Source organism: Bacillus cereus group sp. Bce019 (genome assembly GCF_051781745.1).
Taxonomy (GTDB): Bacteria; Bacillota; Bacilli; order Bacillales; family Bacillaceae_G; genus Bacillus_A; species Bacillus_A cereus.
This window is the reverse complement of the sequence record NZ_JBPWJX010000003.1, coordinates 291,988-317,408: the sequence shown is the minus strand read 5'-3', so window position 1 is coordinate 317,408 and position 25,421 is coordinate 291,988. Positions and strand designations below refer to the sequence as shown.

The following is a 25,421-nucleotide window of genomic DNA, read 5'->3' as shown; positions in this document are numbered from 1 at the left end:
AACTATCTTTTAAGGGGGATATATATGAAAAAAGTAGGAACTGCATTTTTAACAACTTTATTTATATTTTCATCGTTTACATCGGCAAATGCTGAAGAAAAGAAGGATAATAAAGCATTTATAGATGTATCTGCTGCAACGTTATGGACAGCACCTGATTCATTAAGACCAATCGATACACCGAGTGCAACAAATCCAGTGGATCTATGGAAATGGACGAAATCAATGACACTTGACGAGAAACTATGGTTAACAAATGCAAATAAATTAGAAACACAAGCTTTACTCGGTCAAGAAGTAACTGTTATTGATAAGAAAGGCGAATGGGTGAAGGTATTAGTGCATGGACAGCCAACACCACGAAATGAAGAAGGTTATCCGGGCTGGATGCCTGAAAAACAATTAACATATAATCAAGAATTTGCAGATAAAACAAATGAACCTTTTGTCTTAATAACCAAACCAACAGCGATTTTATATATAAATCCTTCTGAAAAACATAAATCACTTGAAGTCAGTTATAATACAAGACTGCCGCTATTAAGTGAAGACACAATTTCATACCGTGTATTGTTGCCAAACGGTCAGAAAGCATGGCTACGAAAAAATGATGGAACAGTTTACCGATCTCAAACTGATATTCCAACTCCGGCGGCCAATGATTTAATTAACACAGGGAAAATGTTTTTAGGCTTACCGTATATATGGGCTGGTACAAGTGGTTTTGGATTTGATTGCTCTGGCTTCACACATACGATCTATAAATCGCACGGCATTACAATTCCGCGAGATTCTGGACCGCAATCAAGAGCAGGGGTTGCAGTTGATAAAGAAAATCTACAAAAAGGAGATTTAATTTTCTTTGCACATGATCAAGGGAAAGGTAGTGTCCATCACGTTGCAATGTATATTGGTGATGGCAATATGATTCACTCACCAAGAGCTGAAAGGTCGGTAGAGATTATACCGCTAAATACACCAGGATATATAGAAGAATACGCTGGTGCTCGTCGTTACTTACCTTAAAAATAGAAGGGGGTTTTTAAATGAAAAAAGTTATTCGTTACTCATTAGTTAGTACTCTATTCGTTTCTTCATTTTTAGTTGGTTGCGCAAAAGAAAAAACTGCAACAAAGCCGAAAGATGAGAAGAAAGTATTACAGTTACTAGAAACAGGTGAAATTCCGTCGTTAAATTCAGGGAAAGTAACAGATGCAGTCTCGTTTAACGTTTTGAATAACGTAATGGAAGGACTATTCCGTCTATCGAAAAATGATGAAATAATTGAAGCCGGCGCACAAAAATATGAAGTGAGTAAAGATGGAAAAACATATACATTCCAATTGCGTGATGCGAAATGGTCTAACGGAGAGCCAGTAACCGCTCATGATTACGTATACGCTTGGAAGCAATTGATAAATCCAGATACTGCTTCTCAATATGCATACATTGCGTACGATGTAAAAAATGCTGAGAAGATAAATAAAAAACAACTAGGTCTAGATGAATTAGGAGTAAAAGCGAAGGATGATAAAACATTCGTCGTAGAGCTAGAACATCCTGTACCGTATTTTACGAAATTATTAATTTTACCATCCTTCTATCCAATTAACGAAAAATATGCGAAAGAGCAAGGTGATAAATATGGATTAGAAGCAAATAAAGCGGTATATAATGGACCGTTTACATTATCAGAGTGGAAGCATGAAGCTAGCTTTACAATGAAGAAAAATGATAAGTATTGGGATAAAAAAGAAGTGAAGTTAGATGAAGTAAACTATCAAATTGTAAAAGAAATTTCAACTGCGGTAAATTTATATGAAACAGATAAAGTTGATAGAGCTGTTATTTCTACAGAATTCGTAGATAAATATAAAAATAATAAAGAGCTAAAACAATATACAGATCCAGTTATGTACTTCTTCCGATTTAATGAAAATGTACCGATTCTTAAAAATAAAAATGCACGTCTTGCGCTAAGTACAGTTTTTGATAAGAAGGGACTCGCAGATTCATTTTTAAATGATGGATCGGTTGCAGCAAACTATTACGTACCAAAAGGATTTTTAAAGGGCCCAGATAAGAAAGATTTTAGAAGTACGGCAGGTGAGTTTAATAAAACTGATGTAAAAAAAGCGAAAGAATATTGGGAAAAGGCAAAGAAAGAAACAGGTACAGATGAAGTGACGTTAGAACTATTAAATTATGACTTGGAAAACTTTAAAAAAGTTGGAGAGTACATTAAAGAGCAGCTTGAGAAAAACTTACCAGGATTAAAAGTGAATGTGAAATTACAACCACATACGCAAAAATTAGCACTTGAGAAGAAGAAAGAATATGAAATGTCGTTATCACGCTGGTTACCAGATTATCCAGATCCAATGACTTACTTAGAAGTATTCCTTTCTGGAAGTAGCGTCAATAATACAGAATATGCAAACCCAGAATATGATGCGTTAATTAAGAAGATTAAAACAGAATTAGGTAATGATGAAAAGGCTCGCTGGAAAGCAATGCAAGAAGCTGAAAAAATGCTACTTGATGATGCAGTAATTGCACCGGTATTCCAGCGCGGATTATCTTACTTACAAAAACCATATGTGAAAGATTTATATGTACATCAATTTGGTCCAGCTACAAGTTTAAAATGGGCAGATGTACAAAAATAAAAGAATGGAGAAACAGACTTCATGTATGTGATAGTCTGTTTTTCTTATTTAAAGTTAGAAAAATAGTTCATGGTATAATTTATTAGTCTGTAAACAGTATTTGGAGGGGAAATGATGTCTATGTTTGAAGAAGAGAAAGTAATTTATACAAAAAGATTATTTATGAGGAAACCAATTGTAGAAGATATTGATCAGTTTTATAAAATATTAAAAAAAGATACTGTTGGCAAATGGTTGGCTAAATCAAGAGGAATGTCGAAGGAAGAAACAAATGATTATATTGGGCAACTTATCTTACATTGGGAACAGTATGACTTCGGGGTATGGTTGTTATTTAATAGTGAAACAGGAAAGCTTTTAGGACATTGTGGTTTAAGAAAGGTAGATGAAACAGGTGCAATAGAAATTATGTATCTCCTTGACCCAGAACATTGGAGGAATGGGTATGCATTAGAAGCAGCAGAGGCTTCCATTAAATATGCAATAGAGACTTTGAATGTAACAAGAATAATTGCTAGAGTTAAAGTAGCAAATGAGAGCTCGAAAAAACTTTTACGAAAGCTCGGGTTTATATATACTCATGAAGTTAATCATAGCGGGCGTTTATTATCATATTTTGAACTTCATACATCATCCGAAGAATTCTAGACATTTCATATGTTTTTTTATTGTTAAAAAATAAAATTATTAATGAAATTCCAGTGTGAAATTTATGTAGAATCTTGTATAATTAACGTGTTTCTATGGAAACATTTTCTTGTGCTATTTATATAGGACTTAATAGAACAGTAAGGAAATACATACATGTATATAATAGATAAATAGAATGGAACATGTATAGAGAAAAAGGAGAGAAAAGATGACGTGTCAAAAACAAGGGTTACAATTTAATAACGATAGAAAGAGGGACAGAAGATGAAAATGAAGCATGCTTTTGGTCCTATAATTTTAGCGTGTGTGCTTTTTTTTATTATCATTCTAATCCCATCGAAAAGTTTAGTATCGCTTATTAGTGATAAGAAGGTAGAAGACGCGGCAACTTCTTTACAAAAAGAGAAATTACAAAGTGTTTTCTTACAGCAAAAAATGTTAGAGAATTCACAGTATTTACCGATGTACGGTTCATCAGAATTTTTACGAATGGATGCATATCATCCGTCTAATTATTTCAAAGTAAATCCAGCTGGTTTTACACCGTTTTTAATTGGAACTGGTGGTACACAAAGTTTAGCTCATATTTTAAATGTGACATCTACTATGGATGAATTAGAAGGTAAAAAAGTAGTCTTTGTTCTTTCACCACAATGGTTTACAAAGACTGGTGTATCACAAGGGGATTTCACTAATAATTTCTCCAAACAACAAGCATATCATTTTATTTTTAATGATAAGATAAATCCAGAAATGAAGAAGCAAATCGCGAAACGGCTATTAGATTATAAAGTTGTTCAAGAAGATGATATATTAAAAAATTCATTAGAAGGTATTGTATATAATGATACGAAACATAACATAAAAGCAGGTTTAGTTAAACCACTTGCTTATATGCATCGAAATATTTTAGATCATAGAGATATATTTAACTCTTTATTTAAAATCGAACCGATGAAGGAGAAAACAAATATCGGACTTCGTTCAATTTCTTGGGAAGACGCACGTAAACACGCAGAACAAGAAGGGAAAGCTGAGTCTACTACAAATACATTCGGAATTGAAAATCCGTATTATCATAAGAATAATCTGAAGAAAAAACTAAAAGGTTTAAAAAACTTTAGAGCAAATGAAACATATGATGAATCACCAGAATACGATGATTTACAAATTATTTTAGATTTATTTAAAGAGAAAAATGTCAAACCACTCTTTATTTCTGTACCTGTAAATGGACCTTGGTATGATTATACTGGCTTCCCGAAAGAACGCCGTGAAGTGTATTATAAAAAAGTTCGAGAACAGGTTGAGAAAGCAGGATATCCAGTAGTTGATTTCTCTGGTCATGAATATGATAAGTATTTCTTAAAAGATACGATTCATTTGGGCTGGAAAGGTTGGATTTATTTTGATGAAGCAGTGCAGAAATTTAATTCTGAGAAATAAAGTATAGAAATCGGAATGGCTATGAGCCGTTCCGATTTTTTTAGTATAGAGGATTTTGGTGAGGACAATTTGGGAATGCATGTATATCTTGAATCTGTCTATAATCATAATGTTTCATTGCAAACTGAGCTTGATAAAGGTATTCATACACATATAATTGACCATCATGCGCTGAACATAATACACCAGAAGTTCCTTGCCCATTTATGAAGGAAATGCCGATAGGGCGTCCGATTAAGTACGGTATTTTTTGCTGCCAATGCATAGGGGAATCACTCCTTTTTGAGATAATATACGAAAGAAATGATCAAATGGTTGCTTATCCATGTAAATGTAGATGGAAAGGTATTATATAATTCCTGAAGATTAATTCATATATAAATAAAAAACCGCTATAATTCCGAATGAATTTATAGCGGTTTTTATTATATTCTTAAGCGAGATTTTTACGCTTTTTTGTCCATTTTTTTATAACGAAGTATAAAAGTATAAGTAAGACGCCACCAATTGCGAATGATTTCACATACGGACCAGCAATATCGTTTATATTCTCCCAATTTTCACCTAGTTTTTCACCTAAATAAATGAAAATAATAGACCAAGGGATAATCGCAAGTGCTGTTAATGTAGTGAAACGTAGTAATGGCATTTTTGTAATACCAGCAGGAATTGAAATCGCATGACGCACTACTGGAATGAAGCGTGCTGTAAAAATGACGCCAGTTCCGTAACGATTAAACCAATCTTCTGCAGCATCTATTTGTTTTTTATGTATGAAAATATATTTTCCGTAACGTTCTAATATAGGGCGTCCGCCGTATCGTCCAAGCCAATAAATAAAGATTTGAGCAATAACACCGCCAATTGTACCGAATACAACAGCGCCTATAAATGAGATACTTCCATTGAATACTAAGTATCCTGCATAAGCAAGGACAATTTCACTTGGGATAATTTCAATCATAAGTCCAAGCATAATGCCCCAATAACCTAATCCTTCAAAAAACGTTAATACTGAATGAATAAAACTACTTAACATTGTTGCACCTTCTAGTTTATGAATTTTTGAGTATAAGAACCTTTTATTTAATGACGTAAAATGTTCACTATATGTAGATTATACCTTATTTACATAGGGGATTGCTATTTCAATTCTTTTATGTCTCTCATAATTATTATAGTAATAGATATAAGCCGCGTTTTCATGAAGGGTTAATGAAAAGATTATTAAAAATTTCTCATATATCAATGATAATAGACTGAAAATTAAGTATAATGGTATAGGTCTTTCATTTACAAAAATAGGAGGAGAACGTATGTATATTACAGATCCGATTTATGGACCAATCTCTATTCGTGATAGAGATATCCTTCGATTGATAGATACAAAAGCATTTCAAAGGTTGGCGAATATTAAACAACAAGGACATACTTATTTTTTACATGAGAACGCAATACATACGAGGGAAGAACATTCGATAGGTGTATATGTGCTAGTAAATAAAGTGATAGAACATCTTACTGAGATTGGTGACATACATTTATCGAAATATGAACGAAAGCTAGTATCTACTGTAGCCCTTCTACACGATGTTGGACATGGGCCATATTCACATTGTTTTCAGCAAATATCGGGTGAAGATCATGGTGAGTGGACGGTACGAATCATTCAAGAGGACGAAGAAATACGTACGATTTTAAATCAAACACATAGATTATTAGATGATGTAACAAAAGCTTTAACAGAAGATGGAGTTTTTCCAATTATAGATGAGCTCTTATTTAATTCATTAGGAATGGATCAATTAGATTTTTGGAATAGAGATTTATATTACTCATCGCTTGAATTAGAAGGTTTACAGATAGAAGAATTGATTGCTAACATGCGTTTAATTGACGATAAACTTGTTATTGAAGAATCAGGAATCCCCTTCATCGAACAATTAATGAAAATGAAAGAAGAGCTTTACAATAATGGATTTGGCCACCCGTTTGTGATAGGAAAAGACATATTGCTGCAAACAATTTTAAAAATGATAGAGGAGAAAAATCTTTCGTTCTATACTCCTGAACTTCAAAACTTCTTTCATAAAGGAGAGAAGTTAGAAGTAGAAGACTTTCTTCCGTTACAAGATGAAATGATTTTAAATGAAATAAAGTACTTTGCAAAATCAGAGGACGTACAATTAGCGACGTTAATTCACCTTTATTTTTCAGAAGCCAAAAGTTTATCTTTTGAAAAAGGACTAGAGGGTGATTTTAAAAAGGAAAATAGCACCTTAGCAGTAATAACTGAGAAAAAGGCGTACAGTTCATATGTAGGTGGTATTTACGTCTATAGTGAGGGGCAGTTAGAGGACATTTTAGAGAAATCAAATTTCATTCAAGAGATAGTAAAATTGCCTAAAAAAGAATATGCCTATTCAATTTGATTTGGTTCGAAAATAAAAAATGAATGAGATGGAAACGTAAATTTAGAGGAGGGAATAAAATACATGAAACATAAAATTGCTGTACTGGCAGATGTACATGGAAATGCAACTGCTTTAAAAGCAGTTATCGAAGATTCTATGAAAGAAGGTGTGACTGATTATTGGTTTTTAGGAGATTTAATTATGCCTGGTCCTGGATCGAATGATTTATTTGAAATATTAGAAAGTATTAACGTTGATACTTATGTACAAGGAAACTGGGAAGATAGTTTTCTTGACGTTCTTAATAAAAATATTGATATTGATAACGCAACTGATATTTATGTTTCTAGATTAGTTCAGTATCAATGTGAAAACTTGGATGAAAACTATATTAAGCATGTTAAAAATTTACCATTACATATAACAAAACAGGTTAATGATTTATCAATCAGTATTAGTCATAATCTACAAAATAAAAATTACGGGGGAGATTTGTGGCCCACTAATAATCAGGGACAGTTTGATCGGTTATTTGATCGTGATTATGATATTGCGATTTACGCTCATACCCACCATCAATTATTGCGCTATAGTAGCAATGATCAATTAATTATTAACCCAGGAACAGTTGGACAACCTTTTTACAAGTGGAATAAGCTAAACTCTGACTTACGTGCTCAGTATGCAATTCTTGAAATTGATGAGGCAGGGATTACTGATGTGAGGTTTAAAAAGGTTTTTTACGATGTAGAAAAGGAATATAAAAATGCCATAAATAAAAATCTTCCTTATATTGATTTATATCGTGAGCTGTTAGAGACAGGAAAAACTCATACGCATGATATTGAATTATTACAAGAAATTAATGACAAATATAATTATAAAGATGAAGTAATTAAGTTTATTGAGAAAATCTGATGGGAATTTAATAAAAAGAAATGAACATTGTTGAATGTTAGGTTAGTCATGATTTTTACATAATCAAGAGCTATTGTAGAATGAAACTTAGATGTAAAATGATTTTTGTATTTTATATTGATTGAAAACAAGCATCCCCCTGTACTACGTATATGACGGGGGGATGCTTGTTTTTTAAGGCTTCACATCTAAGTTCTGTAAAAATAAAGTTGCTGTTACGTAACGTTTTGCTAACATTTGTACATATGCGGTATGTACAGAAAGGGTCGCAATAATAATAGCGTTACGAATTGCTTCGCGTTGTTCGTTATTAATTTGATCGAACTTGCTTGCGATTTTATCAGCTTTTTCTTTTACGATGTTTTCAATTGTATGAACGGTATCTGTTGCATTTAATTGTAAGCAATTCCCTTGATTGAGTTCTTCAAATAGAGAAGAGTATGCTACATATAAATGAACAGGATTGATTAAATCATCACTTCGATCGGCTGGGTCATTTACAATAAGGCGTAATAGCTTACGAATGGATTCAAAATCAAGTGCTGTTTTTAAATCTTCGACAATAAATAGTAAGGCTGCTTGTTCAATTGAATATTTTTTCCCCTTTTGAGGAGAGCCAATCATTTCTTTTATATCTCGTTTCACCCAGTTTTGCATAGCAGTTACAGAGAAACTTGTGTTTTCAATCTGATTGCCAAGCGCAACTATTTCATTTAAAGAAAAACCGACATCAGTATCGTCAATTTTAATCAGCTTTTCAAAAATAGGTGAAAGTGCGGTAGTAATAAAAGCTGTAACGCTTTGTCCGCTTTCAATATCTTTTTTATGTGACTTTGCCCAAGCTTCTTGTAAAATACCGAGAGGCTTTTTCGTATTCCATCCTCTTAGTGATAGAAGAAGGGTAGCCATTTCGTTTCGTGTGAGATGAAATGTTTCCATCTTTTCACCTCCAAAATAATAAAAAGTTCTTATGAACTTATAATATGTTTTGTTTCATTTAAAGTCAATTCTGTTTTGCTTAATTTTTCCTTTGTCACCAAACTGTCGGAAGTAAATAATACTTGCATATTTCGACAAAAGTTCATATAATAAGTTCATAAGAACCTTTAAAATGTTCTTAAAAGCAAATCTATCATTCTGAATTTACTAGAAAGATAGATTTCACATATATCTATATAAAAGGAGAATGGATATAATATGTTGAAAAAACTTGTAGCAGTAATGACAGCATTCATGGTTATCTTTGGGGCTAGCAGCTTTATGTTCGTAGATCATGCGGCAGCGAAAAGTTACAAATCTGGTAAAAAATCATTTACACCAAGTTCAGGTCAAAAGTCAAAAGTTGATTTAAACAAAAAAGACTCAAATGTAAATTCTCAAAAAACGACTCCAGATTCAAAAACGAAAGCAACAAATACAGCACCAAAAAGTAATAAAGGAAGCTTTATGAAAGGTTTATTACTAGGTGGTCTTGGTGGTTTACTAATGGGTAGCTTATTTGCAAATATGGGAGCTCTTGGTTCTGTATTAGCGTTTATGGTAAATATGTTAGTAATGGCTGGTATCGTAATGTTAGCAGTTCGTGCATTTAAATACTTCAAAGACCAACGTAAGAAGAAGGCAGATGAAGTAGCATGGAAACAATAAAAATTTCTGAACAAGAGCTTATAAATGCGCTTTGTATATATATCGCTGAAAAAAGACAAGTGGGTCCAGAAGAAGTATTAGTTGAACTTATGTATGATGATGACTACGGTTTCTCTGCGGAAGTAGAGGTAAATGGTCGCCAGCAAATTTTAATTCAAGCAAACTTAATCGAAGCTTTACGCTTATTGCTTGACAGAGAATATAATGTCAATCCATTCGCAGCGAGATTGCAACTTGAATTAGATGATGAAGAAGGAATTTACGCATTAGCGAAATTTAATAACTCAGATGAGTAGAGAAAAGAGCTGTTGAGAATAATCTCAGCAGCTCTTTTTAGTATGTGCATATGTAGAAGAATAATCACGCCAAATTTCATTCATTTTTCGTCTACCGATATCTACCATCGGATTAAACTGAATTGCAGCTTTCTGACGAACAAAGTGAACGTTTTGCATGGCGTGAGATAATTGTTGGTCGACTATATCACGTTTTTTACTTGCATATTTTGCGATAGATAGACCTGCAACTGTTCCTTGCGCCATCGCAATTTTTCCGCTTTCAATGCCTGTAATATTGCCAGCTACAAATAAACCAGGAAGAGGAGTTTCCATTGTTTCGGAATGGAGAGGAACGTGTCCGCCTAATTCTGAAATGTAATGGAAGGGACAACCGGCTACAGCTGCAAGTTCGGCAAGTGGGTATAATCCCCCAGCAATACAAACAAAATCTGCTTCATATATTTTCTCTGATCCATTAATAACATTTCCTTTAGAGTCAATATTAGCAACACATACACCTTCAACTTGATCTGTTCCGATAATTTCAAGAGCTGCTTTCCGAAGGTGAAGTGGCGTTCCGTTTATTTTCATTCCGCTGTTTGGATAGAATGTTAATCCAGCTTTTCGAATCCAATCAAATTTCATAAAGTGGCTACCTATACGCAAAATAGCAGAAGGAGCGAGATGTGCTGCATTTAAAAGAGAGTTTAAAACTTCTTCAGGTTCACCAGCTTTTTGACTTAACTCGCTTTTTTCAGGGAGTATAATATGATCTACTTTAATTCCCGCTAATTGCAATTCACTTAAAATGGCGAAAGACAAAATGTTAGCACCAATAATGATTCCTTTTTTTCCAACTTGCACGCGATGAACATTTGTCATAACTTGAGCTGCTCCAATTGACATCACTCCTGGAAGTGTCCAGCCTGGAAGGGGAATAGCATATTCCGCAGCTCCAGTAGCAAGTAGTACGAAAGGTGCTTCTAACGTACCGATATTAGTATGTACAAACCAATTGTTTTCATCTCTATCTAAATTATAGACCGAAACACCGCATCTGATATGTACTGAAAGTGATTCTGCTTCCTCATGAAGTCGCTTCGATTCTTCTATTCCGTTCCACCATTCTCCAGTAGGCTCTTGATGCAACTGTCCTAACAATCTCCCGCCCGGCTTCATAAATTCATCAATAACGAGCACTTTTAGTCCGAAACGAGCACAAGTGATAGAAGCTGATAATCCAGCTGGCCCTGCACCTATAATAATTACATCACTCATCGCTTTTTCACCATCTCTCTCACGATATTCGGATGCTGTTTCCCGCTTTCAACAACCATGTTTTCTTCTACAACAGTTAAGCATGCGCGTACATTTGTTTGATTATTTACTGTCACGCGGCATTCAGAACAGTGCCCGATATTACAATAAATACCTCGCGGTGTTCCGCTATCTTCATGAAGTCTTAATGTTCTTATTCCATTTGCTAACAGGGCAGCAGCTATCGTTTCATGTTCATATGCTTCGTATTGATGACAGTTAAATTGAAAAGTAATACGCTCACTACTTTGTAAAGTACCTAAAATCGGGTGATGTGTAATTCTACTCATTTACTTTCACCTACTGATCCAAAAGTAACTGCACGTATTGGTGGTTGATATTTTAACGGTAGTTCATTAAGAGTTACGTCAGGATTCGCATTTTCAATCATTCGATCTATCATTATTCTGCATGTGCGACCACCGCAAAATCCCATGCCAGCACGTGTTCTTAGTTTTAATTCTCTTGCTGAGCAGTTATATTCAGCAATTGTCGATTGAAGTTGTCCATATGTAACCTCTTCACAACGACAAACGATTAAGTTGTTTTTATTTGTCATGTGTATTCCTCCTCTAGTTCGGTTTTCACAAATTATATATGCAAAAATCATGCCAATATAGAGGGGGAGAGAGGGCTATCTGTAAACGCCTGACCGGTGCATACTGATTCTTTATTGAAGTCCAAGTTTCTTTAAACGGTTATATAAAGTAGCCCTTGTTACACCAAGTTGTTTCGCGCATTCTAATTTATTCCCATTTAAAATTCGTAAAGCTCTTTCAATAACTTTTTTCTCATGCTCATCCATCTCTTCTTGTAAAGAAAGGATTGTATTATTGTTGCTGAGTAATAGGGAATGGGCTGTATGGTTGTCTAAAGTTTCAGTCGTATGAAATGGTAGATATTCTTGTTTTATAATTCCGTCTGTTGCAAATACCACAAGCCGTTCAACAACGTTTCGAAGTTCGCGAATATTACCTGGCCAATTGTAATGAAGCAGTTCATGCATAATGCTTGAAGGTAAGTCACGAATTGGTCTGTTATAGTTGATTGAAAAATCGTTTAAGAAAGAATAAGTTAATTCAATAATATCCTCGCGTCTTTCGCGCAGCGGTGGAATCTGCAAGCTAACTACATTTAAACGGTAATATAAATCCTCTCGGAAAGTTCCTTTTCTCATTTCTTCTTGTAAATCACGATTTGTAGCAGCGATAATGCGGAAATCAATATTAATTTCTTTTTCACCACCAACTCGGTAATACTTTCGCTCTTGCAGTACACGTAACAGTTTTACTTGCATATCAAGTGGCATTTCACCTATTTCATCAAGAAATAAAGTACCGCCTTGCGCGAGTTCAATTTTACCTTTTTTTCCTTTACTATTTGCTCCAGAAAACGCCCCACGCTCGTAACCGAATAATTCACTTTCAAATAACGCTTCTGGAATTGCCCCGCAGTTAATCGAAATGAAAGGCGCCTTCGCTGCCTCACTTGCTTCATGAATTGCTTTCGCAAATACTTCTTTTCCAACTCCGCTTTCCCCAAGTATTAAAACAGTTGATTTCACCGAACAAACTTTTCTAGCTAATTGTATCGTTCTTTGTATAACAGGGCTTTTCCCATTCATCGCAAGGAATGGATCGGATTCATCTTTATACTTTGCCACTTCTTGTTCTAAACGGTGCATTTCATGTGACATATTAAATAGTTTTTCATTTAAAGCGACTTGATTTGTAACATCTGTTTCTGAAACGACTGCTCCTATAATTTCATCATTACAATAAACTGGATTTGAATTAATTAATACGAATAAATCGGGACGAGGCTGATGGAACTGAGCGACTATGCTTTTTCCATCATGTAAAGATTGTAAAATTTCCAAGTCTTTATAATCAAAAAAACGAGTAATCGGTTGTCCAATAATCTCATTATGGTTGACTGAAAATATTTTTTCAGCACCATCTGTCCAAGTTCGAACGCATTCGTTACTATCAATGACTGTAACAGAAGAGTCAGTTGTTTGTATTACAGTGTCATAAAATGACTGTAGTTCATTGTAGGACTTATAAAGAAATGGAATCATTTGCTGAGAAGTTATACAGCATATCGGCTCATCGTTTTCGTTAAGGATGATAACAGCTAATTCATAAGAAAAAGCGTCAATTAATGCAGTGAATGAGTCATCTGCATAAATAATTGCGCAATTATATTCTTCTGTAGTAGAAGAGAGATAATAAAACCTTTCGTTTATTTTCTTAATGCGATCAAGGCTACATGTATGATGGATTAAAACACTTTCCAAAAACTCTTGTATAGTCGGAAATGAAAATTCCATAATGTCCTCCTGTTATGTATAAAAATTTTGACAGTGATAAAAAAATAATACACCTATTTACTATAAATTTAAAATATTTTTACAAATAAAAATATTTTTTATAAAAATTGTATATGTACAGAATTGGCACGTCAATTGCATAAAAGAAAGTGAGAGGTTTAGGGAAAGGAGGAGTATAGTGTGAGGCACTGCGACGTTTTAATTATAGGTGGTGGAATAATAGGGTGTTCTATCGCTTATTACACTTCAAAATACGGAAGAGACGTAACAATCATTGAAAAAGGAGAATTTGTCAGCGGGACGTCTTCACGGTGTGATGGGAATATTTTGGCCATTGATAAAGACCCAGGGTTTGATAGTCAAATGTCTTTAGTAAGTCAAAAATTAGTAACTGATTTAAGTGAAAAATTAGAGCATTCATTTGAATATAGGGCACCAGGAAGTATTCTCGTATGTGAGTCAGACGAAGAGATGGAAGCTGCGCAGCAATGGGTAAATCGGCAAAAAGAAGCTGGATTACCGTTTCGAATGCTTGATAGGCAAGATATAAGGGAAGAGTCGCCTTTTTTTGCTGAGGATTTATTAGGCGGTTTAGAATGTGCGACGGATTCAACTGTGAATCCATATATCCTTGCTTTCTCGCTTCTGTCAGAGGCACAAAAATTTGGCGCAAAAGCTTTTAAGCAGACGGAAGTAAAGAGTATGGAAATAGAGACGGATGGTTCATTTGTTGTAGAAACTACGAATGGAACTTTTACAGCACAACAAGTTGTAAATGCAGCCGGTGTGTGGGCTCCTAAGATTGGTCAGATGTTAAATATAAATATACCAATTGAACCGAGAAAAGGGCATATTATTGTAGCTTCAAGGCAACAACACGTAGGATGCCGTAAAGTAATGGAATTCGGTTATTTAATTTCTAAATTTGGCGGAAAACGAAAAGTAGATGCTTTAACTGAAAAATACGGGGTTGCGCTCGTATTTGAGCCTACTGAAAGTCAAAATTTCTTAATTGGAAGTAGCCGTGAATTTGTAGGGTTTCATACGAGAATAAACAATGAAGTCATTAAATGTATTGCAAATAGAGCGATTCGCTTTTATCCGAAAATGGCAGATATGATGGTAATTCGTTCTTACGCTGGTTTACGTCCGTGGACAGAAGATCATTTACCGATTATTTCACGAGTGGAACATATTCCAAATTATTTCATTGCCGCTGGGCATGAAGGGGATGGGATTAGTCTTGCAGCAGTTACTGGGAAAGTAATTGAAGAGTTATTAAATGAAAAAGAGACAATTATTCCTATTGAACCACTTCGTTTGAGTCGTTTTACAGAAAGGGTGTTAAACGGATGAAGTCACAAAGAGTCTTTACGACAATTGATACACATACGGGTGGGAATCCAACGAGGACATTAATTAGTGGACTTCCAAAGTTGATTGGAGAGACGATGGCAGAAAAGATGTTACATATGAAAAAGGAGTATGATTGGATTCGAAAATTGTTAATGAATGAACCGCGTGGTCATGATGTAATGTCAGGGGCATTATTAACAGACCCGTGTCATCCTGAGGCTGATATAGGTGTTATATACATAGAGACAGGTGGATATTTACCGATGTGTGGTCACGATACAATCGGTGTATGTACAGCGTTAGTTGAATCAGGTTTAATTCCGGTAGTTGAACCGATTACTTCTTTAAAACTAGATACACCGGCTGGCTTAGTTGAAGTAGATATTGCTGTTCAAGATGGAAAAGCAAAAGAAGTATCTTTCTGTAACATACCAGCTTTTTTATTGAAAAATATTACTGTACAAGTGAAAGACATTGGGACTATAGAGGCTGATATTGCGTATGGAGGGAATTTTTATGCCATTATTGATGCGAAATCAGTAGATCTAGAATTAGTACCAGAAAATGCATCTACAATCATCGATAAGGCGATTCATATAAGAAACACAATTAATGAGAAGTTTGAAATCACTCATCCAGAGTATTCGTTTATAAGAGGATTAACACATGTTGAATTTTATACAGATCCTACTCATGAATGTGCGCATGTGAAAAATACAGTTGTTGTACCACCAGGCGGAATAGATCGATCTCCATGCGGTACAGGAACATCTGCGAAGCTAGCTGTATTATACGCTCAGAAAGAAATCGAAATTGGTGAAGAGTTCATTCATGAGAGTATCGTTGGTTCTTTATTTAAAGGATATGTCATGAATACGACACATGTTGAAAATATTGAAGCTGTCATAACGAAAATTACGGGATCAGCTTGGCTTATGGGTATGCATAAATTTTTTTACAATGAAATGGATCCACTTAAAGAAGGATTTTTGCTAATTCCGCCGATGGAACATGAAACGGAGGATATAAAATGAACATTCAAAAAATGTATACAGCAGTAGACGTACATGTAAATGGCGAGGCATTTCGTGTAATGAAAGACGTACCATGCAAATACTACTACAGTTTGGAGCAATTAAATGAACAATTTTCAGGTGAATTAGCAGAAGAGATGAAGCTTTTATTAAATGAACCACGTGGTTTTATCGGTTTGAATGGGTGTATTGTCGTTCCATCTATCCATAATGAAGTGGATGCAGCTGTATTATTTTTTAATCATGAAGGTTCGATTCCGCTTCATTATGGAGGCATTGTTGCAGTAATAACGATGTTACTCGAAAGTGGGTATTTAAAAAAGAGAGAGTCCAATCAATACAAAATTGAAACGTTATCTGGAATATTTTTAGTTCATGCGTATGTAGAGAATGATGAAGCTATATCGGTTTCGTTTGAAAGCAAACTATGCTATTTGATTGAGGAAAATTTACAGGTTGGTAATGTAAGTTATTCTCTCATACAAGCAGATAAAGTATATGCAGTTGTAGAAAAAGGTGCGTATTCGCCAGAAATTCGTGTTGAAAACATTTCAGAATTGAAAAGATGGGGAGAAGCTACACTGCAGGCTATACAAAAACAGTCGCTAATAAAAAGGCTTATTTTAGTAGATCCTTCGCAAAAAGAAAAGAACCATATAAAGTCGATTACATTTCATGAAGATAACTTTATCGTACGTTCGCCAGGTTTTGTTTCTACTATCGTTTCCTATGTTCATGCGTTATTTAAAAATGATTATATGGCGGATAAACCTTTTAAAAATGAAAGTATATTTAATAGTTTTATAACTGTGGAAAAAGTGAAGAAGGAGGAACTAGGATACATTTTCCGTTTTGAAAGTAGAGGATTTATTACAGGGATGCAGACGTTTCTATTAGACCCTACGGATCCATTTCCGGCAGGTTTCTTATTAAAATAAAATGTGATAAGGAGAGATAAATATGCAAAAAATTAAAGGGGCATTTCCAGTATTAATAACACCGATGGATGAATTTCAGGAAATTAATTGGGATGGGGTAAAACAAAATGTAAATTACTTTATCGAACAAAAGGTTGCAGGTGTCATCATTAATGGAAGTACAGGAGAGTTTGTAAGTTTATCAAAAGAAGAACGATTTAAAATGGTAGAAACCGTGTTGAAAGAAATTGATGGCCGTATTCCGGTCATTGTTGGAACTGCAGCAGAGACGACGAAAGAAACAATTGAATATACGAAACATGCAGAAGCGCACGGAGCGGATTGTGCATTAATTATAAACTCTTACTATTGTAAACCGAAGGAAGAGGAGATTTATTTTCATTTTAAAGAAATCTCAAATTCTGTAAATATACCAATTATGCTATACAATAACCCATTTACTTCTGGTGTTGATATGAGTACAAAGCTAATGCTCCGTATTGGAAAAGAGTGTGAAAATGTTACACATATTAAAGAATCTAGCGGAGATATTCGAAAAGCGAGAGATTTAGTAAGACAAAGTGAAGGGGCTTTCCAAGTCTTCTGTGGTTCTGAAGATTTAGTTATGGAATCATATTTAGTTGGTGCTTCGGGATGGGTTTCAGTAGCAGGAAATATCGTTCCTGGTCTCGTTACAAAAATGTATGAGCATTTTCAAAATGGTGAATTAGAAAAGGCGTGGGAAATAAACGATGCTATTTTACCACTTTGCGAGTTTCTTGAAGGATCAGGGAAATATGTTCAAATCGTTAAACGTTCCATGGAATTACATGGGCAAGCGGGAGGATCTTCTCGCTATCCAAGACTAGGATTAACTGTTGACGAAGATCAAAAGCTTCAAACGATTTTATCAAATATTGCAGCTCATGTAGCTGTTTAAATAAGGAGGAGAACATAATGTTAAAGACAAATATTGAGCTGAAACCAAAAGTGGAAGCGTTTTTAAATGAAGAAATTAAAATGTTTATTAATGGCGAATTTGTTGCTGCTATTGGGGGAAAGACGTTTGAAACGTATAATCCAGCTACAGAAGATGTTCTAGCTGTCGTATGTGAAGCGCAAGAAGAGGATATTGATGCTGCAGTAAAAGCGGCAAGATCTGCATTTGAATCCGGTCCGTGGGCAGAAATGACTACTGCTGAAAGAGCGCATCTTATTTATAAATTAGCAGATTTAATTGAAGAACATAGAGAAGAATTAGCGCAACTAGAAGCTTTAGATAATGGAAAGCCATATCAAGTAGCACTTGATGATGATATTTCAGCAACTGTAGAAAATTATCGTTATTACGCAGGGTGGGCTACAAAAATTATTGGGCAAACAATCCCAATTTCAAAAGATTACTTAAATTACACGAGACATGAACCTGTGGGTGTTGTAGGTCAGATTATTCCGTGGAATTTTCCGCTCGTTATGTCTTCTTGGAAAATGGGAGCTGCACTGGCGACAGGTTGTACGATCGTATTAAAGCCAGCAGAGCAAACGCCTTTATCTTTACTATATACAGCAAAACTCTTTAAAGAGGCTGGATTTCCAAATGGCGTTGTAAACTTTGTACCAGGCTTTGGTCCTGATGCAGGAGCGGCAATTGTAAATCATCATGACATTGATAAAGTTGCTTTTACAGGATCTACTGTTACAGGAAAGTATATTATGCGTCAGTCTGCAGAAATGATTAAGCATGTAACGTTAGAGCTTGGCGGAAAATCACCAAATATCATTTTAGAAGATGCGGACTTGGAAGAAGCAATTAATGGTGCATTCCAAGGTATTATGTATAATCACGGTCAAAATTGTAGCGCAGGATCACGTGTATTTGTTCATCGTAAACATTATGAAACTGTAGTAGATGCACTTGTGAAAATGGCGAACAACGTAAAACTTGGAGCAGGTATGGAGAAAGGAACGGAAATGGGTCCACTCGTATCTAAGAAACAACAAGAGCGTGTGTTACATTACATTGAGCAAGGGAAGAAAGAAGGCGCTATAGTTGCGGCTGGTGGTGAACGTGCACTTGAAAAGGGTTATTTCGTTAAGCCAACTGTATTCACAGATGTTACAGACGATATGACAATCGTTAAGGAAGAAATATTTGGACCAGTTGTTGTTGTTCTGCCATTTGATTCGACAGAAGAAGTAATTGAACGAGCGAACAACTCATCCTATGGCCTTGCTGCTGGTGTATGGACGCAAAATATCAAAACGGGTCATCAAGTGGCAAATAAATTAAAAGCAGGAACAGTGTGGATCAATGATTATAACTTAGAAAATGCAGCTGCACCATTTGGTGGATACAAACAATCTGGTATTGGCCGCGAATTAGGTTCATATGCGCTTGATAATTATACAGAAGTGAAAAGTGTTTGGGTAAATATAAAGTAATAGGGTGTTTTACTGACAAAAATTGAGGGATGAAATAATGAAAGATGCGGACAACTAGAAAGTTTGATAATAGTTGTCCGTTTTCTTATATATAAAATTGCTTTTCCAAAGAATGATAAGGGGGATTTGGATGGAGAATTTAGTAGAATGGTTAGTAGGGCAAGTGTGGAGTATCGGTTTAGTTGTTTTTGCATTAGGGGCAGGCGTATATTTCACGATTGCAACACGTTTTTTGCAAATTCGTTATTTTAAAGAGATGATTAAACTATTATTTGAAGGAAAGAGTTCCGAGACGGGAATATCATCTTTTCAGGCATTTTGTTTAGCCTTATCAGGAAGAGTTGGAATTGGTAATATTGCAGGGGTAGCGACAGCGATCGCTTTCGGCGGGCCTGGAGCTGTATTTTGGATGTGGGTAATGGCTTTGTTAGGGGCAGCGAGTGCGTTTGTTGAATCAACATTATCTCAAGTATACAAAAGTAAAGTAGGGAATGAATATCGCGGCGGTACTCCATATTTCATTGAGAAAGGTTTAAAAATGAAATGGTTTGCAGTCATTGTAGCGGTAGTTGTAACACTTTCATATGGCATGTTGTTACCAGGTATTCAATCTAGTAGTATCGCAGTTGGATTCGAAAACTCTAATGGTATTAACAAATATATAACTGGTATATTTTTAGTCGTGTTACTAGCGGCAATTATTTTTGGTGGTGTAAAGAGAATTGCTGGCGTTTCTCAAATGCTTGTGCCATTTATGGCAATTGGTTATGTAATTGTTACATGTATCATATTAATTGCGAATGTAACGGAGATTCCAAGTATGTTTGCTTTAATTCTCTCTAGCGCATTTGGTGTAAATGAAATGTTTGGTGGAATTGTTGGTGCAGCTATTGCATGGGGCGTAAAACGCGCTGTATTTTCAAACGTTGCTGGTGTCGGAGAAGCGACGTATAGTTCGGCTGCTGCTGAAGTATCGCATCCTGCAAAACAAGGGTTAGTTCAAGCGTTTTCCGTATATATCGATACAATTGTCGTATGTACAGCGACAGCTCTTATGATATTAATTACAGGTATGTATAATGTTATACCTGAAGGGAAAAGCGCTATTGTAAAAAACATAGGAAATGTGGAAGCAGGTCCAATTTATACGCAACAAGCAGTTGAAACTGTGATGACAGGGTTTGGTCCAATATTTATTTCAATTGCAATTTTCTTTTTTGCATTTACAACGTTACTCGCTTATTACTATATCGCTGAAACGACACTTACTTATTTAGATCGTCAATTGAAGTATGGCTGGTTAAAACCAGTTTTAAAATTTGGATTTTTAATTATGGTTTACATTGGTAGTGTTGAATCAGCGTCGCTTTTATGGAATCTTGGAGATTTAGGAATTGGTAGTATGGCATGGTTAAACTTAATCGCAATCTTACTTTTAAGTAAAACCGCATTAAAAGTGTTAAAAGACTATGAAAGGCAGAAAAAAGAAGGGAAAGATCCAGTATTTAATCCTAAAAATGTGGGGATTGAAGGATTAACATTTTGGGAAGAAAGAAGTAAAGAGGTTGAAAGAAAAAGTTCTAGAGAAAAAGTTATTGTAGATGATAATTTAAAATTATAACATAAATTAACTGAAAATTCTTAATTTAAAAGAAGGTATATTGCCTCCATTTCATCACATACTACAATAGGTATGGATAATATGACTGGAGGGAATAAGATGGAACATGAGCAACATAGTTCGATAAATGATATTCTACATCATTATAAAGAAGGTATAGGTAGTTTTACAAATCAAATTCCTGAAATCGCTGAGACATATAATGCGTTCACGCAAGCTTGTTTTCAAGAGGGTGCTTTAACAAAAAGAGAAAAGCAACTTATTGCATTAGGAATTAGTTTAGCAACGCAAGATGAGTATTGTACAATTTATCATACAAAAGGTTGTCTTGATCAAGGATGTTCAGATAAAGAGATTCTGGAAGCATGTGGTGTTTCAGCAGCATTTGCTGGCGGAGCTGCGATGAGTCAAGCGGTAACTTTAGTGCAAGAGTGTTTAACAGAACTGAAAAATCAAAAGCATTGAATAAAAAACGTTTTAAACTTTATGTTTAAAACGTTTTTTATTTGAAATTAAATTTGTATTCAATTTAATATTCTATATCTTCATAAATAGATTTTTCTACATCAGGAAGAACTGTGTATATACTCTTACCGATTAAAGCTTCTAATTCTTTCTTAATCGCATAAAACCCTTTCCAATGTAAAGATGTATGAGATGTTGTACCATGACGCAAACCAACAGAAATTAATCTTCTTTCCAGCGTAGTAAAGCCACCCGCATCAGCAAGAGCGTCACAAAGAGTAATTACTTTATTGTATAAGTCGTAGTTACAATGTTCATTTAATATTTCAACTAACCGGCTTCTCATATGGTCAGGAACGAGACTCCATTCCGCTGCGATATCTATATGTTCATTTTTGCATGGGAATGAGTGTGTCACACAAATAACAGCGTTTCCTGTATACCCTAAATCATTCATATATATATAACCATCATAGGAATGAATGACCGATTTGGTAAAACCTTTGTATCTTCCGATATCATGCAAAAGGGCAGCGTTATATGCTATGTCAGCATCTAGGTTATACCCATTTTTAATAAGTTCTATAATTATGTTTTCAGTTGCATGAGCAACATGTAGTGAATGTTCAAACCAAGGACCCGGGTTTTTTTCATATGCCCATTCGAGTAATTCTTTTGCGTACGTTCTATCTAATATATATTTCATATCGTTATCCTTTCACAAAAAGTCATATCTTTCTATAAATTCATCTTATTATTTCATTATTCCTTCTTTAAAAATTGTTACAATGAAACAAAAGGGGGAAAATTAATGCGAAATTTAGTAATTGAAGAAATAAAGCAACTAGAAAATGATATGGAAGAACTTTCGAAACTTTTGAAAATGGTTGTAAATGATGGGGCATCAATTGGTTTTTTGCCTCCACTGGAACAAAAAGACGCAACAAAGTATTGGCAAACAGTATTAGCGCCAGAAGTGATATTGTATGTGGCTAAAATAAACAACGAAGTAGCAGGGAGTATTCAATTACAATTAGTTACTAAGCCTAACGGAATTCATAGAGCCGAGATTTGCAAATTAATGACTCATCCAAACTTTAGACGTAACGGTATTGGACGATCGCTTATGCAAAAAGCAGAGGAACGAGCAAAGCAAGAAAACAGGTCTCTTTTAGTATTAGATACTAGAGAAGGAGATCCTTCCAATAAACTGTACAAATCACTAGACTACCAAGAAGTTGGAACAATACCAGGGTATGCAATTTCTCCGAATGGTAAGTTAGATGCTACGATTATTTATTATAAAAACATTTAAGGTATAATCAAACGGGGAGAGTGCTTAATTATTAGTAAGTGAATAATAAACGACTATTTTTAACACCATCTATATTTTTCTGGCGGTGTTAAAATAGTTAATTATAATCTAATTAACGCACTAAATGAATTTGAGAAAGTTTCTAGAGGGTTCTTTTAGTAATGATTCTCGTCTTATAATAAATGTAGAGAAGATGACTAGCCAACTATAGTTATTTTCGCTTTATTATCGGAAGGGGATGAAAGTATGAAAAAGAATAGTTTACAAAAGATGAAGAAAGTTATTTTAAGTGGTGGAGTATTACTTACGGGATTATTAACATTTGGATTTTCAGAAAAGGCTTCAGCTCATGGATATGTAGAATCACCAGCGAGCCGATCTTATTTATGTAAGCAAGGGGTAAATGTAAATTGTGGACCGATTCAATATGAACCACAAAGCGTAGAAGGGATAGGTGGATTTCCGCAACTAGGACCTTCTGATGGACAAATTGCAGGGGCTGGTCATTTTCCCGCTTTAGATGTTCAAACTGTAGATAGGTGGAAGAAAGTTACGTTAAATGGCGGGACGAATACATTCAAGTGGAAACTAACGGCTCCTCATAGTACAAAAGAGTGGAAATATTATATTACGAAAAAAGGTTGGAATCCAAATAAACCTTTAACGCGATCAGATTTAGATTTAGTGCCATTCTATGTGAAAAATGACGGTGGAGCTAGACCAGGGACAACAGTAACGCACGAAGCAAATGTACCAACTGACCGTAGTGGATACCATCTTATTTTAGCTGTTTGGGAAATTGCAGACACTGGAAATGCGTTTTATCAAGTTATAGATGTAAACCTTTTGAATAATGGCTTATCCTCAAATTTCGCTTTTAACAATGTAGTGCAAGCTCCTACACTATTTTAATTGAAACATACATTTCGATCATCTAATTCATTTTAGATGATTTTTTTTATGAAAATGATGAAAAATATAGAAGAAAGTGCAATTATTTATAAAAAAATATGCTTTAAATATTGTCATATTTGCTTCTTTAAGATATCCTTTTCATGAAGAGGTGGAAAACATGGAAAAAGTACTAGTTTTCGGGCATAAAAACCCAGATACAGATGCAATTTGTTCTGCAATTGCTTATGCAGAATTGAAAAAAGAATTAGGAATGAATGCTGAGCCTGTACGTTTAGGCGAAATCAGCGGTGAAACTCAATTTGCGTTAGACTATTTTAAAGTAGAAGGACCGCGTTTTGTTGAGACAGTAGCAAGCGAAGTGGACAACGTTATTTTAGTTGACCATAACGAGCGTCAACAAAGTGCTAACGATATCGAATCAGTTCGTGTGTTAGAAGTTATTGACCATCACCGTATTGCTAACTTTGAAACAAGCGATCCTATATACTATCGTTGTGAGCCAGTTGGCTGTACAGCTACAATCTTAAACAAAATGTACAAAGAAAATGGCGTAACAATTCGTAAAGAAGTTGCAGGTTTAATGTTATCTGCAATCATTTCAGATTCTTTACTATTCAAATCTCCAACTTGCACAGAACAAGACGTAGCAGCTGCTCGTGAATTAGCGCAAATCGCTGGTGTAGATGCAAATAACTACGGCTTAGAAATGTTAAAAGCTGGTGCTGACTTAAGCGGAAAAACAATGGAGCAATTAATCTCTCTTGACGCTAAAGAATTCCAAATGGGTAATGCGAAAGTTGAAATCGCACAAGTAAACGCTGTTGATACAAACGACGTTCTTGTACACCAAGCGGAACTTGAAAAAGTAATCTCTGCAGTAGTAGAAGAAAAAGGTTTAGACCTATTCTTATTCGTTGTAACTGATATCTTAACTAATGATTCTGTCGGTCTTGCGATCGGTAAAGCAGCAAACGTTGTTGAGAAAGCATACAACGTATCACTAGAAAACAACACAGCTACTTTAAAAGGTGTTGTATCTCGTAAAAAACAAATCGTACCAGTATTAACAGAAGCATTCCAAGCTTAATCGTATTGCGTACAGATGAACAGTAAGGACAAGTAGTCAGATTGGCTACTTGTCTTTTTTTATCTCTAAAAAACAGAAAATTAAAAACGGGAGGATTGTGTATGTTTAATGATTTGGAGAGTAAATTACAGTCACTTTTAGAACGAAATATTACGTCGGTTTCAGAATTAGAGAGCTGGCTCTCGGAGGAGCTACGTTTAAACGCTGAAATACAGAAGTTGCGTTTGACTTTTTAGAAGAAAGGATATAAAGTACTGTAAGGGTCATTCTAAATTTGATTAACGAATTAAAATAAGGATAGCGTTAGCTATCCTTATAATCGTTTATTCGTAAGATTTTTTCTTGTTTATATAAAATGTAATTATAGCAGTAATGAAGAAAATAGGTATCGCATACACTTGCCCAACAAATAACTTCCAGCCGACATAATTATAGCCTTCAGATGCTGGGATGATAACGGAAATAACGCAAACAATAAAATAGACTAATAGTGCAGGGATAATATTTTTCATTTTTATGGACCTCCTTCCTAATTTAATTTATAAATCATAATATTTCAATTTAATTATAAAAATTTGAAGAAAAAATGCAAAAATT

28 protein-coding genes are annotated in these 25,421 nt (G+C 34.8%); 19 read left to right on the top strand and 9 right to left on the bottom strand.

Going from position 1 to position 25,421, the window contains the following annotated elements:
* Nucleotides 1–24: 24 nt before the first annotated feature.
* From ACS2QP_RS07825 to dltD, 4 genes are all read left to right on the top strand, one after another.
* Nucleotides 25–1,026, top strand: a complete 1,002-nt coding sequence (locus ACS2QP_RS07825; RefSeq protein ID WP_000755417.1) for a C40 family peptidase — start codon at nt 25–27, stop codon at nt 1,024–1,026.
* A 20-nt stretch (nt 1,027–1,046) separates the two neighbouring features.
* Entirely contained in the window at nt 1,047–2,669 is a 1,623-nt protein-coding gene (locus ACS2QP_RS07820) for a peptide ABC transporter substrate-binding protein (RefSeq protein ID WP_332282911.1), read from the top strand.
* Between the two features lie 114 nt (nt 2,670–2,783).
* On the top strand, nt 2,784–3,317 hold the full coding sequence (locus ACS2QP_RS07815; protein WP_438882289.1) for a GNAT family N-acetyltransferase: 534 nt from the start codon (nt 2,784–2,786) through the stop codon (nt 3,315–3,317).
* A gap of 267 nt (nt 3,318–3,584) precedes the next feature.
* The gene (dltD, locus tag ACS2QP_RS07810) at nt 3,585–4,766 is read left to right on the top strand and encodes a D-alanyl-lipoteichoic acid biosynthesis protein DltD (protein WP_332282914.1); all 1,182 of its coding nucleotides are present in this window, start codon (nt 3,585–3,587) and stop codon (nt 4,764–4,766) included.
* A 40-nt stretch (nt 4,767–4,806) separates the two neighbouring features.
* On the opposite strand, the gene ACS2QP_RS07805 is transcribed toward dltD, so the two are convergent.
* Nucleotides 4,807–5,031, bottom strand: a complete 225-nt coding sequence (locus ACS2QP_RS07805) for a hypothetical protein (protein WP_000558689.1) — start codon at nt 5,029–5,031, stop codon at nt 4,807–4,809.
* Between the two features lie 168 nt (nt 5,032–5,199).
* The gene (locus ACS2QP_RS07800; protein ID WP_438882288.1) at nt 5,200–5,805 is read right to left on the bottom strand and encodes a DedA family protein; all 606 of its coding nucleotides are present in this window, start codon (nt 5,803–5,805) and stop codon (nt 5,200–5,202) included.
* A gap of 277 nt (nt 5,806–6,082) precedes the next feature.
* Between ACS2QP_RS07800 and ACS2QP_RS07795 the strand changes: the two genes are divergently transcribed.
* Nucleotides 6,083–7,198: an HD domain-containing protein gene (locus ACS2QP_RS07795; protein WP_000275987.1), complete on the top strand. Its 1,116-nt coding sequence runs from the start codon at nt 6,083–6,085 to the stop codon at nt 7,196–7,198.
* Between the two features lie 63 nt (nt 7,199–7,261).
* Nucleotides 7,262–8,098, top strand: a complete 837-nt coding sequence (locus tag ACS2QP_RS07790) for a metallophosphoesterase family protein (protein ID WP_000680868.1) — start codon at nt 7,262–7,264, stop codon at nt 8,096–8,098.
* A 174-nt stretch (nt 8,099–8,272) separates the two neighbouring features.
* On the opposite strand, the gene ACS2QP_RS07785 is transcribed toward ACS2QP_RS07790, so the two are convergent.
* Complete coding sequence (locus ACS2QP_RS07785; protein ID WP_000447231.1) at nt 8,273–9,037, bottom strand: DUF1836 domain-containing protein; 765 nt, start codon at nt 9,035–9,037, stop codon at nt 8,273–8,275.
* A 258-nt stretch (nt 9,038–9,295) separates the two neighbouring features.
* Here ACS2QP_RS07785 and ACS2QP_RS07780 point away from each other — a divergent pair, with 258 nt between their 5' ends.
* Nucleotides 9,296–9,745, top strand: a complete 450-nt coding sequence (locus ACS2QP_RS07780) for a hypothetical protein (protein ID WP_000914478.1) — start codon at nt 9,296–9,298, stop codon at nt 9,743–9,745.
* Nucleotides 9,733–10,041: a YxcD family protein gene (locus ACS2QP_RS07775; protein ID WP_000447747.1), complete on the top strand. Its 309-nt coding sequence runs from the start codon at nt 9,733–9,735 to the stop codon at nt 10,039–10,041. The genes ACS2QP_RS07780 and ACS2QP_RS07775 overlap by 13 nt, the downstream gene beginning before the upstream one ends.
* Before the next feature lie 24 nt (nt 10,042–10,065).
* Here the strand turns inward: ACS2QP_RS07775 and ACS2QP_RS07770 are convergent, their stop codons facing one another.
* From ACS2QP_RS07770 to ACS2QP_RS07755, 4 genes are all read right to left on the bottom strand, one after another.
* Nucleotides 10,066–11,301, bottom strand: coding sequence for an NAD(P)/FAD-dependent oxidoreductase (locus tag ACS2QP_RS07770; RefSeq protein WP_438882286.1), 1,236 nt, complete (start codon nt 11,299–11,301; stop codon nt 10,066–10,068).
* Nucleotides 11,298–11,630, bottom strand: coding sequence for a (2Fe-2S)-binding protein (locus tag ACS2QP_RS07765; RefSeq protein ID WP_332282922.1), 333 nt, complete (start codon nt 11,628–11,630; stop codon nt 11,298–11,300). The genes ACS2QP_RS07770 and ACS2QP_RS07765 overlap by 4 nt, the downstream gene beginning before the upstream one ends.
* Nucleotides 11,627–11,899 (bottom strand): (2Fe-2S)-binding protein, encoded by a 273-nt coding sequence (locus ACS2QP_RS07760; protein WP_000182619.1) that lies wholly within the window; start codon nt 11,897–11,899, stop codon nt 11,627–11,629. The genes ACS2QP_RS07765 and ACS2QP_RS07760 overlap by 4 nt, the downstream gene beginning before the upstream one ends.
* Nucleotides 11,900–12,010: 111 nt before the next feature.
* Nucleotides 12,011–13,672, bottom strand: a complete 1,662-nt coding sequence (locus tag ACS2QP_RS07755; protein WP_438882285.1) for a sigma-54 interaction domain-containing protein — start codon at nt 13,670–13,672, stop codon at nt 12,011–12,013.
* Nucleotides 13,673–13,852: 180 nt separating this feature from the next.
* Here ACS2QP_RS07755 and ACS2QP_RS07750 point away from each other — a divergent pair, with 180 nt between their 5' ends.
* The 7 genes from ACS2QP_RS07750 (at nt 13,853) to ACS2QP_RS07720 (ending at nt 21,507) form a co-directional block, all read left to right on the top strand.
* On the top strand, nt 13,853–15,028 hold the full coding sequence (locus ACS2QP_RS07750; RefSeq protein ID WP_438882284.1) for an NAD(P)/FAD-dependent oxidoreductase: 1,176 nt from the start codon (nt 13,853–13,855) through the stop codon (nt 15,026–15,028).
* Nucleotides 15,025–16,062 carry a proline racemase family protein gene (locus ACS2QP_RS07745; RefSeq protein WP_000842047.1) on the top strand — a complete coding sequence of 346 codons (1,038 nt, stop codon included), beginning with the start codon at nt 15,025–15,027 and terminating at the stop codon, nt 16,060–16,062. The genes ACS2QP_RS07750 and ACS2QP_RS07745 overlap by 4 nt, the downstream gene beginning before the upstream one ends.
* Nucleotides 16,059–17,000 carry a proline racemase family protein gene (locus ACS2QP_RS07740; RefSeq protein WP_332282928.1) on the top strand — a complete coding sequence of 314 codons (942 nt, stop codon included), beginning with the start codon at nt 16,059–16,061 and terminating at the stop codon, nt 16,998–17,000. Before ACS2QP_RS07745 ends, ACS2QP_RS07740 begins: the two co-directional genes overlap by 4 nt.
* 22 nt (nt 17,001–17,022) lie before the next feature.
* Entirely contained in the window at nt 17,023–17,919 is an 897-nt protein-coding gene (dapA, locus tag ACS2QP_RS07735; protein ID WP_332282929.1) for a 4-hydroxy-tetrahydrodipicolinate synthase, read from the top strand.
* 17 nt (nt 17,920–17,936) lie between these two features.
* The gene (locus ACS2QP_RS07730) at nt 17,937–19,421 is read left to right on the top strand and encodes an aldehyde dehydrogenase family protein (RefSeq protein WP_438882283.1); all 1,485 of its coding nucleotides are present in this window, start codon (nt 17,937–17,939) and stop codon (nt 19,419–19,421) included.
* Between the two features lie 130 nt (nt 19,422–19,551).
* The gene (locus tag ACS2QP_RS07725; RefSeq protein WP_078421236.1) at nt 19,552–21,042 is read left to right on the top strand and encodes an alanine/glycine:cation symporter family protein; all 1,491 of its coding nucleotides are present in this window, start codon (nt 19,552–19,554) and stop codon (nt 21,040–21,042) included.
* A gap of 72 nt (nt 21,043–21,114) precedes the next feature.
* Nucleotides 21,115–21,507, top strand: coding sequence for a carboxymuconolactone decarboxylase family protein (locus ACS2QP_RS07720; protein ID WP_001999958.1), 393 nt, complete (start codon nt 21,115–21,117; stop codon nt 21,505–21,507).
* Between the two features lie 64 nt (nt 21,508–21,571).
* On the opposite strand, the gene ACS2QP_RS07715 is transcribed toward ACS2QP_RS07720, so the two are convergent.
* Nucleotides 21,572–22,213 (bottom strand): HD domain-containing protein, encoded by a 642-nt coding sequence (locus tag ACS2QP_RS07715; protein WP_088338697.1) that lies wholly within the window; start codon nt 22,211–22,213, stop codon nt 21,572–21,574.
* 105 nt (nt 22,214–22,318) lie between these two features.
* Here ACS2QP_RS07715 and ACS2QP_RS07710 point away from each other — a divergent pair, with 105 nt between their 5' ends.
* The 4 genes from ACS2QP_RS07710 to ACS2QP_RS07695 all read left to right on the top strand — a co-directional run bounded on the left by ACS2QP_RS07710 (nt 22,319) and on the right by ACS2QP_RS07695 (nt 25,060).
* Entirely contained in the window at nt 22,319–22,822 is a 504-nt protein-coding gene (locus ACS2QP_RS07710) for a GNAT family N-acetyltransferase (RefSeq protein WP_078385980.1), read from the top strand.
* A gap of 246 nt (nt 22,823–23,068) precedes the next feature.
* The gene (locus tag ACS2QP_RS07705) at nt 23,069–23,734 is read left to right on the top strand and encodes a lytic polysaccharide monooxygenase (protein WP_000742279.1); all 666 of its coding nucleotides are present in this window, start codon (nt 23,069–23,071) and stop codon (nt 23,732–23,734) included.
* Nucleotides 23,735–23,894: 160 nt separating this feature from the next.
* Nucleotides 23,895–24,824 carry a manganese-dependent inorganic pyrophosphatase gene (ppaC, locus tag ACS2QP_RS07700; RefSeq protein WP_088338696.1) on the top strand — a complete coding sequence of 310 codons (930 nt, stop codon included), beginning with the start codon at nt 23,895–23,897 and terminating at the stop codon, nt 24,822–24,824.
* Nucleotides 24,825–24,925: 101 nt separating this feature from the next.
* Nucleotides 24,926–25,060: a hypothetical protein gene (locus tag ACS2QP_RS07695; protein ID WP_000481362.1), complete on the top strand. Its 135-nt coding sequence runs from the start codon at nt 24,926–24,928 to the stop codon at nt 25,058–25,060.
* Nucleotides 25,061–25,147: 87 nt separating this feature from the next.
* Here ACS2QP_RS07695 and ACS2QP_RS07690 read toward each other — a convergent pair whose 3' ends face one another.
* A complete protein-coding gene (locus ACS2QP_RS07690) occupies nt 25,148–25,336 on the bottom strand; it encodes a DUF4017 family protein (protein ID WP_000789485.1) in 189 nt (62 codons plus the stop codon).
* Nucleotides 25,337–25,421 lie beyond the last annotated feature (85 nt).

Coding starts and splice junctions, on each gene's coding strand:
- ACS2QP_RS07720 (WP_001999958.1), top strand. CDS start 21,115: ATGGATAATATGACTGGAGGGAATAAGATGGAACATGAGCAACATAGT.
- ACS2QP_RS07815 (WP_438882289.1), top strand. CDS start 2,784: ATGTCTATGTTTGAAGAAGAGAAAGTAATTTATACAAAAAGATTATTT.
- ACS2QP_RS07745 (WP_000842047.1), top strand. CDS start 15,025: ATGAAGTCACAAAGAGTCTTTACGACAATTGATACACATACGGGTGGG.
- dapA (WP_332282929.1), top strand. CDS start 17,023: ATGCAAAAAATTAAAGGGGCATTTCCAGTATTAATAACACCGATGGAT.
- ACS2QP_RS07780 (WP_000914478.1), top strand. CDS start 9,296: ATGTTGAAAAAACTTGTAGCAGTAATGACAGCATTCATGGTTATCTTT.
- ACS2QP_RS07795 (WP_000275987.1), top strand. CDS start 6,083: ATGTATATTACAGATCCGATTTATGGACCAATCTCTATTCGTGATAGA.
- ACS2QP_RS07715 (WP_088338697.1), bottom strand. CDS start 22,213: ATGAAATATATATTAGATAGAACGTACGCAAAAGAATTACTCGAATGG.
- ACS2QP_RS07690 (WP_000789485.1), bottom strand. CDS start 25,336: ATGAAAAATATTATCCCTGCACTATTAGTCTATTTTATTGTTTGCGTT.
- ACS2QP_RS07790 (WP_000680868.1), top strand. CDS start 7,262: ATGAAACATAAAATTGCTGTACTGGCAGATGTACATGGAAATGCAACT.
- ACS2QP_RS07785 (WP_000447231.1), bottom strand. CDS start 9,037: ATGGAAACATTTCATCTCACACGAAACGAAATGGCTACCCTTCTTCTA.
- ACS2QP_RS07725 (WP_078421236.1), top strand. CDS start 19,552: ATGGAGAATTTAGTAGAATGGTTAGTAGGGCAAGTGTGGAGTATCGGT.
- ACS2QP_RS07755 (WP_438882285.1), bottom strand. CDS start 13,672: ATGGAATTTTCATTTCCGACTATACAAGAGTTTTTGGAAAGTGTTTTA.
- ACS2QP_RS07710 (WP_078385980.1), top strand. CDS start 22,319: ATGCGAAATTTAGTAATTGAAGAAATAAAGCAACTAGAAAATGATATG.
- ACS2QP_RS07740 (WP_332282928.1), top strand. CDS start 16,059: ATGAACATTCAAAAAATGTATACAGCAGTAGACGTACATGTAAATGGC.
- ppaC (WP_088338696.1), top strand. CDS start 23,895: ATGGAAAAAGTACTAGTTTTCGGGCATAAAAACCCAGATACAGATGCA.
- ACS2QP_RS07800 (WP_438882288.1), bottom strand. CDS start 5,805: ATGTTAAGTAGTTTTATTCATTCAGTATTAACGTTTTTTGAAGGATTA.
- ACS2QP_RS07825 (WP_000755417.1), top strand. CDS start 25: ATGAAAAAAGTAGGAACTGCATTTTTAACAACTTTATTTATATTTTCA.
- ACS2QP_RS07695 (WP_000481362.1), top strand. CDS start 24,926: ATGTTTAATGATTTGGAGAGTAAATTACAGTCACTTTTAGAACGAAAT.
- ACS2QP_RS07820 (WP_332282911.1), top strand. CDS start 1,047: ATGAAAAAAGTTATTCGTTACTCATTAGTTAGTACTCTATTCGTTTCT.
- ACS2QP_RS07770 (WP_438882286.1), bottom strand. CDS start 11,301: ATGAGTGATGTAATTATTATAGGTGCAGGGCCAGCTGGATTATCAGCT.
- ACS2QP_RS07765 (WP_332282922.1), bottom strand. CDS start 11,630: ATGAGTAGAATTACACATCACCCGATTTTAGGTACTTTACAAAGTAGT.
- ACS2QP_RS07705 (WP_000742279.1), top strand. CDS start 23,069: ATGAAAAAGAATAGTTTACAAAAGATGAAGAAAGTTATTTTAAGTGGT.
- dltD (WP_332282914.1), top strand. CDS start 3,585: ATGAAAATGAAGCATGCTTTTGGTCCTATAATTTTAGCGTGTGTGCTT.
- ACS2QP_RS07775 (WP_000447747.1), top strand. CDS start 9,733: ATGGAAACAATAAAAATTTCTGAACAAGAGCTTATAAATGCGCTTTGT.
- ACS2QP_RS07805 (WP_000558689.1), bottom strand. CDS start 5,031: ATGCATTGGCAGCAAAAAATACCGTACTTAATCGGACGCCCTATCGGC.
- ACS2QP_RS07730 (WP_438882283.1), top strand. CDS start 17,937: ATGTTAAAGACAAATATTGAGCTGAAACCAAAAGTGGAAGCGTTTTTA.
- ACS2QP_RS07760 (WP_000182619.1), bottom strand. CDS start 11,899: ATGACAAATAAAAACAACTTAATCGTTTGTCGTTGTGAAGAGGTTACA.